The organism is Micromonospora sp. NBC_00389 (assembly GCF_036059255.1).
Taxonomy (GTDB): domain Bacteria; phylum Actinomycetota; class Actinomycetes; order Mycobacteriales; family Micromonosporaceae; genus Micromonospora.
In genome coordinates, this window is sequence record NZ_CP107947.1 from 1,372,777 (window position 1) to 1,389,214 (window position 16,438).

Annotated in this window: 15 protein-coding genes and 3 tRNA genes; 9 read left to right on the forward strand and 9 right to left on the reverse strand. The window is 70.6% G+C overall.

Going from position 1 to position 16,438, the window contains the following annotated elements; genetic code table 11:
• The first annotated feature begins 176 nt into the window (after positions 1–176).
• The gene (locus OG470_RS06535) at positions 177–1,109 is read left to right on the forward strand and encodes a hypothetical protein (protein ID WP_328421752.1); all 933 of its coding nucleotides are present in this window, start codon (positions 177–179) and stop codon (positions 1,107–1,109) included.
• A 53-nt stretch (positions 1,110–1,162) separates the two neighbouring features.
• Here the strand turns inward: OG470_RS06535 and OG470_RS06540 are convergent.
• Both OG470_RS06540 and OG470_RS06545 read right to left on the reverse strand, forming a co-directional pair.
• A tRNA-Arg gene (locus OG470_RS06540) sits at positions 1,163–1,235 on the reverse strand.
• A 35-nt stretch (positions 1,236–1,270) separates the two neighbouring features.
• Positions 1,271–1,361 (reverse strand) — tRNA-Ser (locus OG470_RS06545).
• A gap of 580 nt (positions 1,362–1,941) precedes the next feature.
• Between OG470_RS06545 and OG470_RS06550 the strand changes: the two genes are divergently transcribed.
• On the forward strand, positions 1,942–3,105 hold the full coding sequence (locus OG470_RS06550) for a hypothetical protein (RefSeq protein WP_328421754.1): 1,164 nt from the start codon (positions 1,942–1,944) through the stop codon (positions 3,103–3,105).
• A gap of 4 nt (positions 3,106–3,109) precedes the next feature.
• On the opposite strand, the gene OG470_RS06555 is transcribed toward OG470_RS06550, so the two are convergent.
• Complete coding sequence (locus OG470_RS06555) at positions 3,110–3,880, reverse strand: CPBP family intramembrane glutamic endopeptidase (RefSeq protein ID WP_328421756.1); 771 nt, start codon at positions 3,878–3,880, stop codon at positions 3,110–3,112.
• Positions 3,881–4,026: 146 nt separating this feature from the next.
• Between OG470_RS06555 and OG470_RS06560 the strand changes: the two genes are divergently transcribed.
• A complete protein-coding gene (locus tag OG470_RS06560) occupies positions 4,027–5,142 on the forward strand; it encodes a globin domain-containing protein (protein ID WP_328421758.1) in 1,116 nt (371 codons plus the stop codon).
• 65 nt (positions 5,143–5,207) lie between these two features.
• On the opposite strand, the gene OG470_RS06565 is transcribed toward OG470_RS06560, so the two are convergent.
• Entirely contained in the window at positions 5,208–6,737 is a 1,530-nt protein-coding gene (locus OG470_RS06565) for a peptide deformylase (protein WP_328421760.1), read from the reverse strand.
• Positions 6,738–7,067: 330 nt separating this feature from the next.
• Here OG470_RS06565 and OG470_RS06570 point away from each other — a divergent pair, with 330 nt between their 5' ends.
• Positions 7,068–7,850, forward strand: a complete 783-nt coding sequence (locus OG470_RS06570) for an IucA/IucC family C-terminal-domain containing protein (RefSeq protein WP_328426170.1) — start codon at positions 7,068–7,070, stop codon at positions 7,848–7,850.
• A 7-nt stretch (positions 7,851–7,857) separates the two neighbouring features.
• Here OG470_RS06570 and OG470_RS06575 read toward each other — a convergent pair whose 3' ends face one another.
• Positions 7,858–9,687, reverse strand: coding sequence for a hypothetical protein (locus tag OG470_RS06575; protein WP_328421762.1), 1,830 nt, complete (start codon positions 9,685–9,687; stop codon positions 7,858–7,860).
• A 211-nt stretch (positions 9,688–9,898) separates the two neighbouring features.
• On the opposite strand from OG470_RS06575, the gene OG470_RS06580 reads away from it, so the two are divergent.
• Positions 9,899–10,609, forward strand: a complete 711-nt coding sequence (locus OG470_RS06580; RefSeq protein WP_328421763.1) for a class I SAM-dependent methyltransferase — start codon at positions 9,899–9,901, stop codon at positions 10,607–10,609.
• A 102-nt stretch (positions 10,610–10,711) separates the two neighbouring features.
• On the opposite strand, the gene OG470_RS06585 is transcribed toward OG470_RS06580, so the two are convergent.
• Complete coding sequence (locus OG470_RS06585; protein ID WP_328421765.1) at positions 10,712–11,254, reverse strand: YbhB/YbcL family Raf kinase inhibitor-like protein; 543 nt, start codon at positions 11,252–11,254, stop codon at positions 10,712–10,714.
• 144 nt (positions 11,255–11,398) lie between these two features.
• Between OG470_RS06585 and OG470_RS06590 the strand changes: the two genes are divergently transcribed.
• The 3 genes from OG470_RS06590 to OG470_RS06600 all read left to right on the forward strand — a co-directional run bounded on the left by OG470_RS06590 (position 11,399) and on the right by OG470_RS06600 (position 13,755).
• Complete coding sequence (locus OG470_RS06590; protein ID WP_328421767.1) at positions 11,399–11,554, forward strand: hypothetical protein; 156 nt, start codon at positions 11,399–11,401, stop codon at positions 11,552–11,554.
• A 111-nt stretch (positions 11,555–11,665) separates the two neighbouring features.
• A complete protein-coding gene (locus tag OG470_RS06595; protein ID WP_328421769.1) occupies positions 11,666–12,877 on the forward strand; it encodes a low temperature requirement protein A in 1,212 nt (403 codons plus the stop codon).
• 83 nt (positions 12,878–12,960) lie between these two features.
• Complete coding sequence (locus OG470_RS06600; RefSeq protein ID WP_328421771.1) at positions 12,961–13,755, forward strand: hypothetical protein; 795 nt, start codon at positions 12,961–12,963, stop codon at positions 13,753–13,755.
• A gap of 49 nt (positions 13,756–13,804) precedes the next feature.
• On the opposite strand, the gene OG470_RS06605 is transcribed toward OG470_RS06600, so the two are convergent.
• Positions 13,805–13,891 (reverse strand) — tRNA-Ser (locus tag OG470_RS06605).
• A 184-nt stretch (positions 13,892–14,075) separates the two neighbouring features.
• Here OG470_RS06605 and OG470_RS06610 point away from each other — a divergent pair.
• Positions 14,076–15,053, forward strand: coding sequence for an NAD(P)H-quinone oxidoreductase (locus OG470_RS06610; protein WP_328421773.1), 978 nt, complete (start codon positions 14,076–14,078; stop codon positions 15,051–15,053).
• Positions 15,054–15,133: 80 nt separating this feature from the next.
• Here the strand turns inward: OG470_RS06610 and soxR are convergent, their stop codons facing one another.
• Both soxR and OG470_RS06620 read right to left on the reverse strand, forming a co-directional pair.
• Entirely contained in the window at positions 15,134–15,592 is a 459-nt protein-coding gene (gene soxR, locus OG470_RS06615; RefSeq protein ID WP_328421775.1) for a redox-sensitive transcriptional activator SoxR, read from the reverse strand.
• Between the two features lie 64 nt (positions 15,593–15,656).
• On the reverse strand, positions 15,657–16,361 hold the full coding sequence (locus OG470_RS06620) for a glycosyltransferase family 2 protein (protein WP_328421777.1): 705 nt from the start codon (positions 16,359–16,361) through the stop codon (positions 15,657–15,659).
• Between the last annotated feature and the right edge of the window lie 77 nt (positions 16,362–16,438).

Genomic DNA, 16,438 nt, shown 5'->3' on the forward strand with positions numbered 1-16,438 from the left:
ATCATGACCCACACCCCGACCTGCTCCATCCCCCACAGCGCGCCCGACTTCCACCTCAGTGGTCGATGCGATTGCGCAAGCAGGAGAACAGGCGTCGTTCTTACGAACGTGTGGCCGTAGCGTTGATCGCCGCAGAGGCAAGGTGCCTTCGGCGCTCTGCCTGCCAGAATGACACGATGGTTGACGACGCGGGTGTCGCGACGCTTCGTGCGGTCGTGATCCGAGCCGCCCGCGCGATCGCTGTCGCAAGCACTCACGACAAGCTCGACGAGGACCTGGTTGCGGTTGGACTTCCGCCGTCGGCCGGGGGTGGGAGCAAAGCGCAGCGTGGCGAGAGCAGCGCCGCAGTGGTCCCGGACGAGCGGCTTCGTGAGGTCGCCGTGGGCCTGGTGGAGCGGAACGCCGGCCTGCACATGCTCGACCGCATGATGGTCCAGGATCTCGTGTGGGCAGACGAAAATCCTCCTTCAATTCCGAAGCGGACAGGTCGCGACCTCGCCCGGGCCCTGCCAGAGCGGGTCCTGGTCAACCACGCCCAGCGATTCCACACTCTCCTGGGCACGCTATTCGATCTGGGAAGCTATGACCTCTTCTTCGGGTTCGACGACACTAGCCTCAGCGGGCAGATCGATCGGCACTTCTACCGCAACGACGACTGGAGTGTCGAGCAGCTGTTCGACGAGCTCGGTGCGGTTGATCAGGCATCCGACCGCAGATTCGCTCTCTTCCTCGAAGGCATCGTGTCCGGCGACACCGTGCCCGATGAAGACGCCCAACGCCAGCTGGTCGACGCGATCAATCCACCACTGGCCGGTATCGGGCTGGAGCTTCGAGAGACAGGCAACGCCGACGGCTACCCGACCTTCCACCTGGTAGCCACCGGATCCAGGGCCGGCAGGCCAAAGCAGCTCATCTTCGCGTGCCCGCGAAAGCCTGATCTGGCCGGACGCACACGCACCGGCATCCCAACCATGATCCATACCAGGAGATACCCGAGCGCACGGGTCAACACCGACCGGCACGAACCCCTGCTCAGACAGCACAGTGACAACGGAGCACCATTGGAGCACCAGGATCCAAACTCTGGGAAAAATCGTCCCAACGCTTAGAAGCAGTCAAGGCCGCAACCAGCGTTTCCGCTGGTTGCGGCCTTGATCATTTGTGCGCCCGAAGGGACTCGAACCCCTAACCTTCTGATCCGTAGTCAGATGCTCTATCCATTGAGCTACGGGCGCAGGTGCTCAGCCAGTGTACACACCCGGCTTTCGCGCGGAGACTCCGGGATTCGAACCCGGGAGGGGCTTTAAGACCCCAACCGCATTAGCAGTGCGGCGCCATAGACCAGACTAGGCGAAGTCTCCCTGGTGGCCCGCAGACCACCGCGCCCGAGAATACAGGTCGCCACCCACAGGGAGCAAAGCGACTTCCTCGGTACGCCCACCGGGGCCGTCGGCCCCGGTGATTCGACGCTGTGCGCCGGCGTGATCGGGACTACGCTCCATCGATATGCAAGAGCAGCCGCCCAGCGAGCCGACCCGCCGAGAGCCTGCTGACCGGGCGCGCCGGCGCCCCCCGCGTGCGACCTTCACGCCACCGACCGACGAGCAGTCGGTGGACGCGCCGGCACCGACGTCCGGGCCGACAGTGGCCTCGGCCACTCCGGGCGGCCAGCGCCCTCGCCAGGCCAAGGCCGCCCCGGCGGTGCTCTTCCAGCCTCCGGATCCGGACCTTCCACTGCCCCGACAGCCGGTTCCGACGCCCGCCGCCGGGAGCGGCCCAACGCCCGCCGACCAGCCAAGCTCGTCGGACGCTCGGGCCGTCGAACAGCGGGGCCCAAGAGAGCGAGAGGCGGCGAGGGGCGCGGAGCCGGGGCCGACGGTTCCCGAGACGGGGAGCGGCGAGCGGCCCAACAACACCGAGCCGACCGGCCCGGGCAGCTCGGTGACTCCGGCGGACGAGCGAGCGCTCGAGGTCAGCCCGGAGCAGTCGGCGGACCCGCCGACCCGGACTCCGAAATCCCGGGCCAGCCGCGCCGCCCCTGTCCGCAAGGCCGCCACCAAGAAGGCAGCCAGGGCGTCGGTCGAGGCGTCCACCACGACACCGCCGTCGCCCGACGCGCCCCCGGCCGCCCCGACGGCGATCCCCAACAAGCGGACCGCGACCCCGACCGCCCCGGAGGCGACCCCCAACGAGGGGACCCCCACCCCGATCACTCCGGCGGTGACCCCCACCAAGCGCGCGGCGAGCCCGACCAAGCGCGCGGCGTCCGCCCGGAAGAGCGCTACGCCGAAGAAGGCCGTCCCCGCACCCGTACCGGAACCCCCGGCCGAGCAGGTCATGGCTGTGGTCGTGCCCGGCGACCCCACCCCTGCGGCCCCGGCTCAACCGGCCGAACAGCAGACCGCTGCGGACGAGAGGGACAGCGCGCGCCACGTCATGCCGGCTTCGGCGCGTACCCCCGAATCGGAGCTGCGGGCGGTCGCCGCGCGCCTGCTCGACCACCCGGGCTTCGCCCCGGAGTTGCTGGCCCTCGCCGCGGTGCGGTCGCTCGGCCCTGGAGCCGCCGACTGGGCTGAGCAACTCCGGGCCAGATACCCGGACGCTCCGGCGGACGGCCTGGCCCGGCTGGCCACCCGGCGGTTCGTGCGCTCGGCGGGCGCGGGCGGGGCGGTCGCCGCGCTGGCTGGGCTATTCGCGCCGCTGGCCGAGCTGACCTCGGTGCTCTGGACCCATTCGAACCTGGTGCTGCACCTTGCGGCGGCGTACGGGCAGGACCCGGCGCATCCCGACCGGGCGGCCGAGTTGCTGGTGCTCACCCAGGTGCACCCTGACACGGCGAGCGCGCGTGCCGCGTTGGCCGCCGCGCGGGCGGCGGACGACCCGGCGGACGGGAAGTGGGCTCGGGCGGCGGAGGCCGCGTGGCGGCTGGCCGCACCACTCACGGCGCAGGCCGGCGGGTGGCTGGCGTTGCGGCTGGCGTCCCGGCTGCTGCCGGGCGCGGCGGTGCTGGCCACGGCGCTGGGTGACGCGGCGGCGGCCGACCGGCTCGCGGCCCGGGCGGTGGCCGTTTACCGGCGCGCCCCGGCCGCCCCGGTGACGGGCTGACCGGTCACAGCCAGTCGAACCACTCCTTCGGCAGCGACGCGTACCCGACGAAGGCCACCACGTCGAGCAGGGTGTGCGCGATGATCAGCGGCAGCACCCGCCGGGTGCGCAGGTAGAAGAGGCTGAACACGACGCCCATCACCGCGTTGCCGACGAACGCGCCGAAGCCCTGGTAGAGGTGGTATGAGCCGCGCAGCAGCGCGCTGGCCGCGATGATTGCGGCGAGCCGCCACTGGAGCTGGCGCAGCCGGGTGACCAGGTAGCCGACCACGATCACCTCCTCCAGCACGGCGTTCTGCATGGCGGCGAGGATCAGCACCGGGACCGCCCACCAGACGTCGGGTAGCGACGCCGGCACCAGCGTGGCGTTGATGCCGAGCTGGGCTGCCACCCAGAACAGGGCCAGCCCGGGCAGGCCGATCAGCGCGGCCAGGCCGGCGCCGCGGGCCAGGTCCTGGCCGGGCCGCCGGGCGTCCAGGCCGAGGGTCCGCACCGGGTCGCCGGGGTCGCGGGTGAGCAGGTGTACGGCGAGCAGCACCGGCAGCAGCGCGAAGACGATGCCGAGCAGCTGGTACGTCAGGTCCAGCCAGGGTCGGGCCGACGCCGAGGTGTTCAGCGAGGCGGTCTGCTTGGAGAGCGGCCCCTCGGCGGTCAGCTTCGCGATGATCGAGACCACCGCGTAGACCGCTGACTGGCCGAGGGACAGGCCGAGGACCAGCAGCGTCTCGGTCCCCAGAATCCGGCGGGACACCGGGCGGGTCAGCTCTACGGTCACCGCACCACTCTGCCCGACGGGTGGCACCGGCGGCACGGCCGATCGGCCGGCGTGAACCGATCGCACATTCTGTGCGACCGGCATGCACTCTCCGTGGAGATTCTATGGGTGCCCGATCCGCTGCCGTCTGGAGAAGGAGCGCCCCGGTGGACAACGTCGCGCGGTTGCTGAAGGAGAGCTGGACCCTGGTCGAGGAGCACCGGGACCGGCTGAGTGGCCACTTCTACGCCCGGCTCTTCCTGCTCGACCCGGCTCTGCGGCAGCTCTTCCCGGTGCAGATGACCGGTCAGGGCGACCGCCTGTTGGAAGCGATCATCACGGCGATCCACACCGTCGACGACCCGGAGAGCTTCGACGAGTTCCTCCGGGCGCTGGGCCGCGATCACCGCAAGTACCACGTCGACGAGCGGCATTACGCGACGATGGGCCTTGCTCTGATGGACGCGCTGCGCAGCACCGCCGGTGACGGCTGGAACCTGGAGTACGACCAGGCGTGGCGGGACGCGTACGCGGCGATCGGCGCGAAGATGGTGGCCGGGGCGGCGGACGATGACAACCCGCCGTTCTGGCACGCCGAGGTGCTGACCCACGAGCGGCACGGCCCGGACATCGCCGTGCTGACCTGCCGGGCGTTGCAGCATCCGCTGGTCTGGCGGGCCGGCCAGTACGTCAGCCTGGAGGTGCCGCGCCACCATCCTCGGGTGTGGCGGACGTACTCGGTGGCGAACGCCCCGAACGACGACAACGTGCTGGAGTTGCACGTGCGGGCGCCCGGGGCCGGCTGGGTGTCCGGCGCGCTGGTCCGCCGGGTGCGGCCGGGTGACCTGCTCCGGCTGGCCGCGCCGATGGGGTCGATGACCCTGGACCGCGCCTCTGAGCGGGACATCCTCTGTGTGGCTGGTGGGGTCGGGTTGGCGCCGATCAAGGCGCTGGTGGAGGAGTTGGCCACCTACAACCGGACCCGGTGGGTGCACGTCTTCTACGGTGCCCGGCAGGCGGCGGACCTGTACGGCGTGGCCGGGTTGCAGGAGTTGGTCGCCGTACACCCGTGGTTGTCGGTCACTCCGGCGTGTAGCGAGGACCCGGACTTCGACGGCGAGCTGGGCGATGTCGCGGACGTGGTGGCCCGGTACGGCCCGTGGACCACGCACGACTGCTACGTCTCCGGCTCGGCCCGGATGGTCCGGTCCACCCTGCGGGTGCTGGCCGCGGACGAGGTGCCGCCGCCGCACATCCGCTACGACACCTTCGGTGACCTCTAGACGTTCCTCCCCCCACACCGGGGCGCGTGCCCCTGCCCTCTGGGGCACGCGCCCCGGTCCCCGTCCTAGTAACGCCAGGGGTGCCCGGTCTCGCGGTACTCCTCCACCGGCACCAGTGGCACCCCGGGCGCCATCCGGTCGACGTAGAGCCGGCCCTCCAAGTGGTCGATCTCGTGCGCGACCAGCCGGGCCATGCCGAACTCGAACGAGGTGATGATCCGGCTGCCGTCCCACTGGGCATGCTCCACGTCCAGTCGCAGCGGCCGGGGCACCAGACCGCGGTGGTCGAAGTAGGAGAGGCATCCCTCGTACTGCTCGTCGGTGTCCGGGGAGGCGTCGACCACCCGGGGGTTGATCAGCACGACCGGCTCCGCCAACCGGTCGGGTGGCCGAACCACGGCCGCCGCCCGGCCGATGCCGAGCTGCGGGGCGGCGATGCCCACCCCCTTGCTGAACGGGTGCAGCTCATCGAGGCGGGCCAGGGCCGTGTTGAGCCGGTCGACCACGTCCCGCGCCGCCTGTTCCTCGCCGGGCAGGTCGAACGGGCGGCCGCGCTGGCGGAGCAGGTCGGCGCCGCGCTGCACGATGCCGATCCCGCGCATCCGGTCGCTGGGTCGGACCCGGGCCCCGCCGGGGCCGACGTCCGGGTCGGTATCCGGTCGGGCGCGGAAGCGCCACTGCATCCGGTAGCGGGCGTTCAGCGGCGGGTCGTCGGTGTGCCAGTCGAAGATCGCCCGGTCGCCCTCGTCGTGTCGCTGCGGCGCCGTTCGCAGCGGGCCCTCCTCCGCCGAGAGCGAGGTCTCCACGCCCCAGACCTGCGGGTCGAGCGCCGCCGGCAGGTCCAGGCGTACGGCGAGCTGGCGGGTGGGCAGCCGGACGGCCCGCTGGAACCAGGGGCCCCACTTCTCCTGCCCGACGCTGTACGCGTACTCGATGGTGGCCCGGTCGCCGGGGTAGAGCGGGAACCGCCGCTCACCGTTCTCGAAGAGCAGCCAGATCTCCTTGAACGCGTCCCGGTCGTGCTTGGCCCGCCAGTGCATCGGCTCCGGGTCGCCGCCGCCGTCATCCCGGCGGGCCTGTAGTTGCAGCTCGGCGAAGGTGAGGGGGTGCTCCCGGTGGTGCCGGTTGGAGCGGCCGGGGTCGTTCGGGTAGCGGTCGACGGCGACCCGGACCAGGTAGCGGGTGACCGGCTCGGTGCCGGCGTTGTACAGCTCACGGTGGATGACGCACCGGTAGCCGTCGTCGGTGTAGGTGAGGGTGGCCAGCTCCCGTTCCACGACGAGGCCCGTGCCGGGTGGCAGCCACTGGCCGGGCAGGTGCGGCTCGCGGTGCGGCTGCCCGGGGCGTGCGTGCCGTAGCTCGTCGTACTCCCGGAAGCGCTGCCAGATCGCGCCGCTGGCCTCCAGGACGGCCTCGGCACGGCGGGCGAAGTCCTCGGTTGGGCGGTGCCGGCGCCCCTCGACGTGGCTGACATAGGACGGGTCGAACCCCATCAGGACGGCCAACTGCTTCTTTGACAGCCCCCGCCCTGTCCGCTGGCGGGCTAGCTCGGCCGCGAAGGAATCGGCAGCCCGTTCGAGGGGTGAGGTCGTCATCGGCTTCCTCGTGGCCGGGAGTATCAGTTTCACGTTCCGTGCCGAAACGCACACGCATCTGGCACCTTGCCGACACACTCCTTGACAATCCACCGACGGCCATCAATCCTGCGCCAGCGTTTTCCAGGGCAGAAGCCGGGTAGTACGCCGAAGCGTGGGGTCCGCTCCCGCCGGAAGCGGCAGTGACCTGCGGCTTCCGATCCGACCGAGGTGAGGCTTCCCTTAGACCTGCGGCCGTGGTTAGGCTAGCCTTAGCTCAGGACGGCACGTTCGTCCTCCGGGGTCAGCTCCTCGGTCACGCAGACGGGGGATGACACGGTGACAGCGGTGATGCCGAGGCAGGACGTGTCCGTCCCGCCGCTCGCCCCCGTCACCGCGACGATGCGCGCCATGTTCGGCACCGACGACCTGCCCGGGCTCGCACGGGGCCTGCTGGTCGACGACGAGTTCGGCTGGGCGCCCGCGACCACCCTGATCGACGGCAGCCGGCTTCCCGAACTGCTGCACGCGGCCACCCTGCGCTGGGGCGGCACCCCGCACGCCTGTGCCGCGCTGGCCTGGAAGTCGTACAGCTACTGGACGGCGCTGCCCGTCGTGCTCGGCTGGGCCTCGGCCCGGCGGGTGCCCCTGCTCGACCCGTCCGACGTGCTGATCCACTTCGAGGACCACCGGCCGCTGCTCACCCTGGGCCTGCGCCGCAGCATCACCGTGGCGGTGCTGCCGAGCGACCCGCTGGCGCTCGCCGGCCGCCCTGAGGTGCGGGTCGTCGCCGACGAGGCGGAGCTGCTGGCCGCGCTGCGCGCCTCGCTGCTCGACGCCCACCTGGCCCCGCTCATCGCGGCGATCCAGGCGGAGGTCCGCGTGGGCACCCGGACGCTGCTCGGCTCGGTCGCCTCCGGCATCGCGCACGGCATCCTGCGGGCCGCGGACGGGCTGCCCGGCTCGACGGTGCAGACCATCGACACCCTGCTCGGCGCACTCGACCTGGCCGACCTGGTCGAGCTGGTGCCGGGGCCGACCGGCGAGCCGAGCGTGCAGCGGCGCACCTGCTGCCTCGCCTTCACCCTGCCCAGCCCGAAGGTCTGCCAGGGCTGCTGCGTACGCCAGGGCTGAGCCTCGCTCAGTCGGTCACCGGCCGGACGTCCCACACCCACACCCCGCCGGTGAAGACCGGCTGTATCCCGGTCAGCTCGGTCATCCCCCGCCGCAGTGCCGCCGCGTGCTCGTGCGGACCGAGAATGGCCACGCCGGCCCGCCAGTAGCGCAGGTCGTCGACCGCCTCCACGCGGCTCTGCGGGGTGATCGGGGGCACCGCACCGGTGCGTTGGATGGTGGCGAAGAAGCTGCTGGTCGGGCGGGGCGGGGCGCCGAACAGCGCGATCCGCGGCGCCTCCGCGCTCGGCCGCGTGTCCGGGCCGAGAAAGTAGCCGCGCGCCAACGGCATGTCCAGTCGGGTCGCCGCGGACCATCGCAGTGGCTCGGCGTAGTTCGTGTCCGGCAGCGGCAGGGTCACCACGCTGTGCCCGCCAGCCACGTAGGGCCGCCAGGCCCCACTGGTCACGAAGGTGGGAATCGGGTCGAGGCGGACCACGGGCAGCGGGGTGGGCAGGATCGGCAGCAGGGCCATCGTGAGCACGGTGCCGGTGGCGAAGCGGATCTGCCGCCGGGCGGTCGGTGTCGAGCGAGCCAACTCACGGGCGTGCTCGACACCGTAGGCGAGCAGCAGCCCGATGATCGGGGTGATCGCCAACGCCCACCGGGTCGGCACCACCGAGTGCAGGATCGGCAGGTTCTCCAGCACCGCCCAGGGCCCCGGCACACCGGTACCCCGGCCGTCGAAGCGGATCTCCCGGCCCAGCGAGAGCACCGCGAAGAGCAGCCCGAGGGCGGCCAGCGCCAGCACCACGACCGAGCGGCGCAACCACCAGACCAGGGCGACCACCAGCACCAGCAGCGGCCAGCCGAAGAAGCTGTTCTCCTCGGTGGGGTTTTTGGCCAGGTTCGCCGCGGTGCGCGAGTTGCCGGCGAGCGATTCCCGGGAGTACGCCGCGAACGAGGCGAGATCGCTGGAGTAGCCGCGGATCAGGCGGGACAGCCCGGCGTAGGCCCCGGGTCCGAAGAACTGCACGTACAGCGGGTACGCCAGCAGCAGCCCGGCGACCCCGGCGGCGACGGCCAGACCGGCGAGGAAGGGCCTGGCCCGCGATCGAAGATCCGGGCGGCCGAGGGCGAGCGCGCCGACGATCACGCCCAGCCCGATCGCGGTCATCAGCAGGATCTCCAGGTTCAGGAATGCCTGCCAGACGATCACCAGTGCGAGGAGCACGCCGTTGCGCAGCCAGCGGCCCGGCTCACCGAGCCGCAGCGTGCGCCAGATGATCAGCGGGACGACGAACTGCGACACGATGTTCGGGTGGGCATTGGCGTGCGACACCATCGCCGGCGCGAACGCGCAGAAGCCCGCACCCAGCCACGCCGGCCCGCGAGCGCCGATCAGGACCCGGGAGAGCAGGAAGTACCAGGCAGTGGCGGTGGCAATCATTCCGGCGGTCAGAAAAAGCAGGAATGCCGCGCGCGGCCCGAGGAGCAGGGTGATCGGTGTCATTGGCAGCGAAATGGATAATACGGACGTATTAGCCATCAGATTGACGCCGTCTGGAACGTTCATTCGGTCCGAATGGAACGGGTATGCGAAATGCGTGACGACCCGCGCACCGTGCGCCATCATCCATTCGAACTGCGACTGATCAGTGCGGTTGTCGCGCACCGCGCTGCCCGGCTCCAGCCAGAGCCGCCCGGTGACCCAGAAGCCGAGCACCACGAAGCTCAGCACGGCGGCCAGATCCACCCACTTCCCGTTGCGGGTCAAGCGTCCACGACCGCCAGCCCTCTCCACCGGCGACGCGGTGGCCGGGCCGTCTCCGGGCGCGTCCGATTCGGGAGTAGTCATGACAATTCAGAGGGTAGTCAGCGTAACCCGCCGCCGTGACATGTTTCGGGGTACTGCCGTACTATGTGCCGGGTTCGCCGACCGCCGATCACGTGCCCACCCCCGACCGCAATTCGGCCACCCCGCTGCCCCGATTCTTCGCCCGTCCCAGCGGATGATTCACTCTGTCGGTCCAGGCACGGGTCGAGTTCATATCGTGAGGAATCGACGCATGGCAGAAATCACTGGGGATCAGCGCGTCCAGTCCGAGGTTCTGGAGGGCCTGGCAACCGCTGTCAACCACCGCCGCTGGTTCGTCGAACTGGCGGTGCCGTACCTCGGTGACGACCCGATCGAGATCGGTAGCGGTCTCGGTGACTACGCGCTGGAATGGTCAGAGCGGCTGCCCCGGTTCACCGCCACGGAGGCCGATCCGGACCGACTGGTGCAGCTCAAGGAGCGCCTCGCCGACCGACCTGGCATCGACGTCCGGCAGATGCTGCTGCCGCACGACGACCGGGGCGACTACAGCGCGGCGGTCTCGTACAACGTGCTGGAGCACATCGAGGACCACGTGGGCGCGCTACGCAGCATGCGCGACCTGGTCCGGCCCGGCGGCGCAGTGATCATCATCGTGCCGGCGTTCCAGTTCGCGATGAGCCCGGCCGACATCGCCACCGGCCACGTACGCCGCTACACGAAGAAGACGCTCGGGACGGCGATGACCGAAGCCGGCCTGACCATCGAGAAAATCCACTACGCCAACGCGCTGGGCCTGCTCGGCTACTTCATGGCAACCAAGGTCTTCCGGCTGATGCCGAAGGAAGGCCCGATGGTGAAGGTGTACGACACCGTCGTACTCCCCGCCACCAAGGCCGCCGAGCAGCGCATCCGCCCCCCATTCGGCCAGTCCGTCTTCGCCGTGGCCCGCGTCCCCGCCTGATCCCCGCTCCTCCACCCCCGTGACCTTGCACTTCCTGCCGCACTTACGCCCCTCTTTGTCGGGCATGCCTGGGCAGTAAGTGCAAGATCGCGGGGGAGAGGGTCAGTCCTTGATCTGGTAGGTGGGGCGGATCACCGCTCGGGCGAGGGTGTGGAACGTGAGGTTGAAGCCGACGTAGGCGGGGGTGGCGTCGGGGGTCAGGTCCAGGCGGTCGACGTCCAGGGCGTGCACCGCGAAGACGTACCGGTGCGGGCGGTCACCGGTCGGCGGGGCCGCCCCGCCGTAGCCCTGCGCACCGTAGTCGTTGCGGACCGAGAACGCCCCACCCAGGTCGGTGCCCGCCGCGCCACCCGCGCCGCGGGGCAGCTGCGTGACGTCGACCGGCACGTTTACCAGCACCCAGTGCCAGAAGCCGCTGCCGGTCGGCGCGTCCGGGTCGTAACAGGTCACGGTGAAGCTCTTCGTCTCGGCGGGGAAGTCCGACCACGTCAGCTGCGGGGAGACGTTGTCACCGCCGGTGCTGCCGTGTGCGTGCCGAGCGTCCATCGGCTCGCCGTTCTGCACGTCGTCACTGGTCAGGGTGAACGAGGGCACCGTCGGCAGCAGCTCGTACGGGTCCGGGGCAATCGGTCGTTCCAGGGTCATTGTGAGCGCGTCCTTCCGGTGTACGGAGATTCCTGCCCCTTCATACCCCGTCGCGGGCCGCCCGACGACCAGAAGTACCCGGTGTCCGAGATCCCACCGTCCGCACTAACGTTGTCACCCTGCAACGTTCCACGGGGGGAATTCTTGGCAAGCATCTGGCGCGATTTCCTGGTCGCCGTCTTCAGCGCACCGCGGAAGCGGGACGAGCAGGCGGTCGCCGAGGAGCGCCGGCGCGCGATCGAGCGGCTGGCCGACGAGACGATCCGGGAGAACCGGCGGGCCACCGACCCGCCGGAGTGACGGCAGTTGAGGGTGCGGGCGTCCGGCCCGAGATCCATCCTCGACGCCCACCGGCCAGCCGCGAACCCCAAACGCCGCGAGCGCCGCGCGGCGGACGATGAAGATGAAGCGATGAGGCAGATCTTCGCGCCACGACCGGTGGTGACTGCGGAGACGCACCGGACGACCCTGTTCGAGATCTTCTTCGATCTGGTGTTCGTCTTCGGTCTCATCAGGGTCACCGAGTTCATGAGCGCGCGGCCTGCGCCGATGACCCTGGCGCAGGGATTCCTGGTCCTCCTGCTGCTGTGGATCTCCTGGTTGGTCTACTCCTGGCTGGGAAACCAGGCCCAGATCGATGTCGGGCTGATCCGTGCCGGTACCACCGTCGCCATGGCAGCCGTCTTCCTCGCAGGTCTCGTCATCCCCGACGTCTGGAAATCCGGGCCGGGAACGTTGGAACCGCGGCTGGTCCTGGTGCTGGCCTACGTCGTGGTGAGGGTGATTCATCTGGCCCTCTACTACTGGGCGGCGGCGGGCGACAGGCGGCTGCGCAGGACCATTCGCCTCTACGCCCTCTCCACCGCGCTGTCCTGGATACCGCTCGTCATCGGTGCCGTATCCGGCGGGACCGCGCAGATCCTGCTCTGGACAGCGGCGCTCGCCGTCGACCTGGCCGGCGGAGTGGTCGCCTCCGTTCTGAGTGGATGGCCGGTACGCAGCCCGGGCCACTTCGTGGAGCGACACAGCCTCGTGGTGATCATCGCGCTGGGCGAATCCCTGATCTCGGTCGGCGCCGGGGTCGGGGCTGGGATGGTCCGTGGACCGGTCCTGCTGGGCGGGCTACTCACTCTCACCGTCACGGTGTGCCTGTACCGGCTGTACTCCGAGCACGCGGCGACCGCCGGGAGGGCGCTGAGGACGGAGTCCGGCCTGCGGCGGGGCCATCTGGCCGCCAACGCCTACAGCGTTGTCCATTTCCCGCTGATCGCCGGGACCATCTACCTGGCGCTGGGGGTCGAGCAGGTGCTCGCCCGCCTGGCACACGATCAGGCTCACCACACCGCCGAGTTGCGCCTGGACTGGACCCCGGCGGTCGCGCTGTTCGGTGGGACTGCCCTGTACCTCGCGGGCAGGGCAACCTTCCTGAGCCTCAGCGTCCGGTCCGTGACGCCGGGACAACTTCTTGCCCCCGGTGCGGCGCTGCTGCTGATTCCCGCCGGCCGGTTCCTGCCCGGCCTGGCCGCTCTCGGGCTGCTCACCGCGTTCCTCGTCGTCCTTGTCAGCTACGAGGCGGTGTCCAGGCGCAGGCGAGGTTCCGGTGGCCCGAACGAGAGCGCCTGAGGGCCGGCGGCGAGCGGCTCGCTGGGCACCAGGAGTGGATCACGGCCGCTACGCTGTGCCGCACCACGACAGGGGGTGGGTCGGTGAGACATCGGCTGCGGCGCGTCGCGATGGTGCTGCTCGGCGCCGTGCTGCTGGGCACGGTCGGCCTGAGCGTCGGCTCCTGGTACGGCGGCCGCGGCGCCGCACCGCTCAGCATCGAGCAGGCTCAGACCATGGTGGCAGAGCTGCACCCCGGAACCGAGTCAACCAGCTCGATGTTCGCAGCCAGCTACCGGGCCGGCATCTTTTTGGCTGAGGACGATTTCGGTTCGACTCACGGGGAGGTCCACTACGACCCCAGCGCCGACTGTGCGCTCTCCGACCAACTGCGGCGCAACGCGGCATCGCTGGGGTGGCAGGACCTGCGTCGCGTGCCGGGCACCCCGTGCGACGGCTTGCGGGCCGAGCGGGACGGGGTGGCGATCACGCTCACCCACCGGGCGACCGGTCCGATGCTGAGGATCGCGCCGGCCGCACCGGACGGGTTCCTCGCCGCCACGCTCACCGGCACCCTCCTCGGCGCCGCCGCCGGTGCGGCGCTGTTCTGGCTGGTGGCGCGGCTACGTCCGCCCGTACCCCGGCTGGTCGGCACCCTGATGACGGTCTCCCTGCTCCCGGGCGTCGCCCTCACCTGGCCGGACCTGTTCACGGACGGTCTCGCCGAGCCGGTGTGGCCCGTCTGGCAGGCCTTCGCTCCCCTGCTGGTGCCGCTGTGGCTCGTGCTCCTGCTGGTGGTAGTGATCGTCTATGCGAGGCGACGGAACCCGTCCGCCCCCGCCGTCGATGCGAGGGCCGCCGCGCCGGAAACCAGCCCGACCGCCAGCAGTGGCGGCTGACCGGCTGCAGGCCGCCCGTCGAGTCGGGCGTTCTTGCTGGTTACGGGAGCGGAGGGTGTGGGATTCGAACCCACGAAGAGGTTGCCCCCTTACCGGTTTTCAAGACCAGCGCCATCGGCCACTAGGCGAACCCTCCCAGGCCGCTACCCGCAGGTGCGCGGCCGTGCCTAGTCTGCCATGGCACCCGACCGGCGGCCCGGCGTCCCTCCCCGGTCGGTCGGATCTGGGCGGTCCGGAAACCGTCCGGCGCGTCCACAGTGGCCTCCACCGCGAGCGGGGTGCGCCTGCGGCCCACTGTGGGATCGGGTAAGACTGAGCCCATGCGAGCCATCACCGTTCCGCAGCCCGGTGGACCCGACGCACTCGTCTGGGCCGAGGTCCCCGATCCCGAGCCCGGCCCGGACGAGGTGATCGTGGACGTGCGGGCCAGCGGGGTCAACCGCGCGGACCTGCTACAGCGGCAGGGGCACTATCCACCACCGCCGGGTGCGCCCGAATACCTCGGGCTGGAGTGCTCCGGGGTGATCACCGCGACCGGCGCGGAGGTGATCGAGTGGGCCGTCGGTCAGCAGGTCTGCGCGCTGCTGGCCGGCGGCGGGTACGCCGAGAAGGTCGCGGTACCCGCCGGGCAGCTGCTGCCGGTGCCCGCCGGCGTCGACCTGGTCGACGCCGCCGCGCTGCCCGAGGTGGCCTGCACGGTCTGGTCGAACGTGGTCCGGCTGGGCCGGCTCGGCTCGGGTGACACGCTGCTGGTGCAGGGCGGTGGCAGCGGGATCGGCACCTTCGCCATCCAGCTCGGGGCCGCCCTCGGTGCCACGGTCGTGGCCACGGCTCGGGGGGCCAAGCACCCGCAGCTAGTTGAACTGGGCGCGGCGCACACGATCGACTACCGCGACCAGGACTTCGTCAAGGAGGTCCGGCAACTCACCGACGGCCACGGCGCCGACGTCATCCTCGACATCATGGGCGCCTCCTACCTGGGCCGCAACGTCGCGGCGTTGGCCACCGGTGGCCGGCTGGTGGTGATCGGGCTACAGGGTGGCCGCAAGGCGGAACTGGACCTCGGCGCGCTGCTGACCAAGCGGGCCAGCGTCGCGGCGACCTCGCTGCGCACCCGGCCGCTGGCCGAGAAGGCGGAGATCGTCCGGGGCGTACGGGACGAGGTGTGGCCGTTGATCGAGGCTGGCAAGATCCGGCCGGTGGTGGACCGGCGGCTGCCGATGACCGACGCGGCGGACGCACACCGGCTGGTCGAGTCGAGCGACCACTTCGGCAAGGTGCTGCTCACCATCGGGTGACGCCGGTCCTCCGGAGGGGGCGTCCCGGGCGGGGACAGCGTCAGGCGGCTGGTACGCCGGACCCGGGGACGGGGACGGCGTCAGGCGGATGTGTCGGCCGCTGCCCCGGGCAGCATCAGACGGGCGCCGGGGCCCTCGCCGGCCAGGGCGTCACCCGGGTTGTAGAGCGCGCAGCGCTGCAGCGACAGGCAGCCGCAGCCGATACAACCATCCAGGTCGTCGCGGAGCTTGCTGAGCAGCCGGATCTTCTCGTCCAGCCGACCCCGCCAGCTGGCGGAGAGCCGCGCCCAGTCCTGAGGGCTGGGAGTGCGGGCGTTGGGCAGCGAGTCCAGCGCCGCGCGGATCTCGTCCAGCGAGACGCCGACCTGCTGGGAGATCCGGATGAAGGCAACCCGCCGCAGCTCGGCGCGCGCGTACCGGCGTTGGTTGCCACCGGTACGGTCGGCGCGGATCAGACCGAGCCGTTCGTAGTAGCGCAGCGCCGACGGCGCCACGCCGGAGCGAACCGACAGCTCGCCGATCGTCAGGGAGTCCTGCATCACCGGGTCCTTAGTTGAAGTGCACTTCAACTAAGAGGCTATCCGGCTCGCCCGAGGACCGCCGTCAGCGGGTGGACGCGACGGGACGACGGCGGGCGCGTTCCCGGCCGAGGATCCAGATCGCCTCGACGCCGTCCTTCCAGGTGATCTTCTTGCCCTCTTCCCGGCCACGTGCCCGGTAGCTGATCGGCACCTCGTACGGCCGGATCCGGCGGCGCAGCAGCTTGCCGGTCACCTCGGCCTCCATGCCGAAGCCGCGCGAGCGCACCTCAAGCGACCGGTACAGCGCCACCGGCATCAGCTTGAAGCAGGTCTCCAGGTCGCCGATGTACGAGTTGAACAGCACGTTCGCCGCCATCGTGACGCCCTTGTTGCCCATCACGTACCAGAAGCTGTAGGCGCTGTGGCTGCCGAAGGTGCGATTGCCGTAGACCACCGTGGCCCGCCCGTCGAGCACCGGGTCGAGCAGCTTGGGGATGTCCTGCGGGTCGTACTCCAGATCGGCGTCGAGGATGACCATGTAGTCGCCCTCGGCGCTTTCGACCGCCGTCTTGATGGCCGCACCCTTACCGGCGTTGCGCTGGTGGGTGATGACCCGCAGGCGTGCGTCGTCGGCGCGACCGAGGATCTCACCGGTGCCGTCCCGGCTGCCGTCGTCGACCACGACCAGCTCGATTTCGCACGGATAGTCCACCGCCAATGCCTGCTTGAGGGCATCCGCGATGCGTTCTTCCTCGTTGTAGACCGGCATGAGGATCGAGAGCTTCACGGGAATCTCCACGGTGGCGACAACACGTCGGGCATAGCCTAGCCTGGCTGGTCAGCCTGACGCGTGCCGCCACCGTC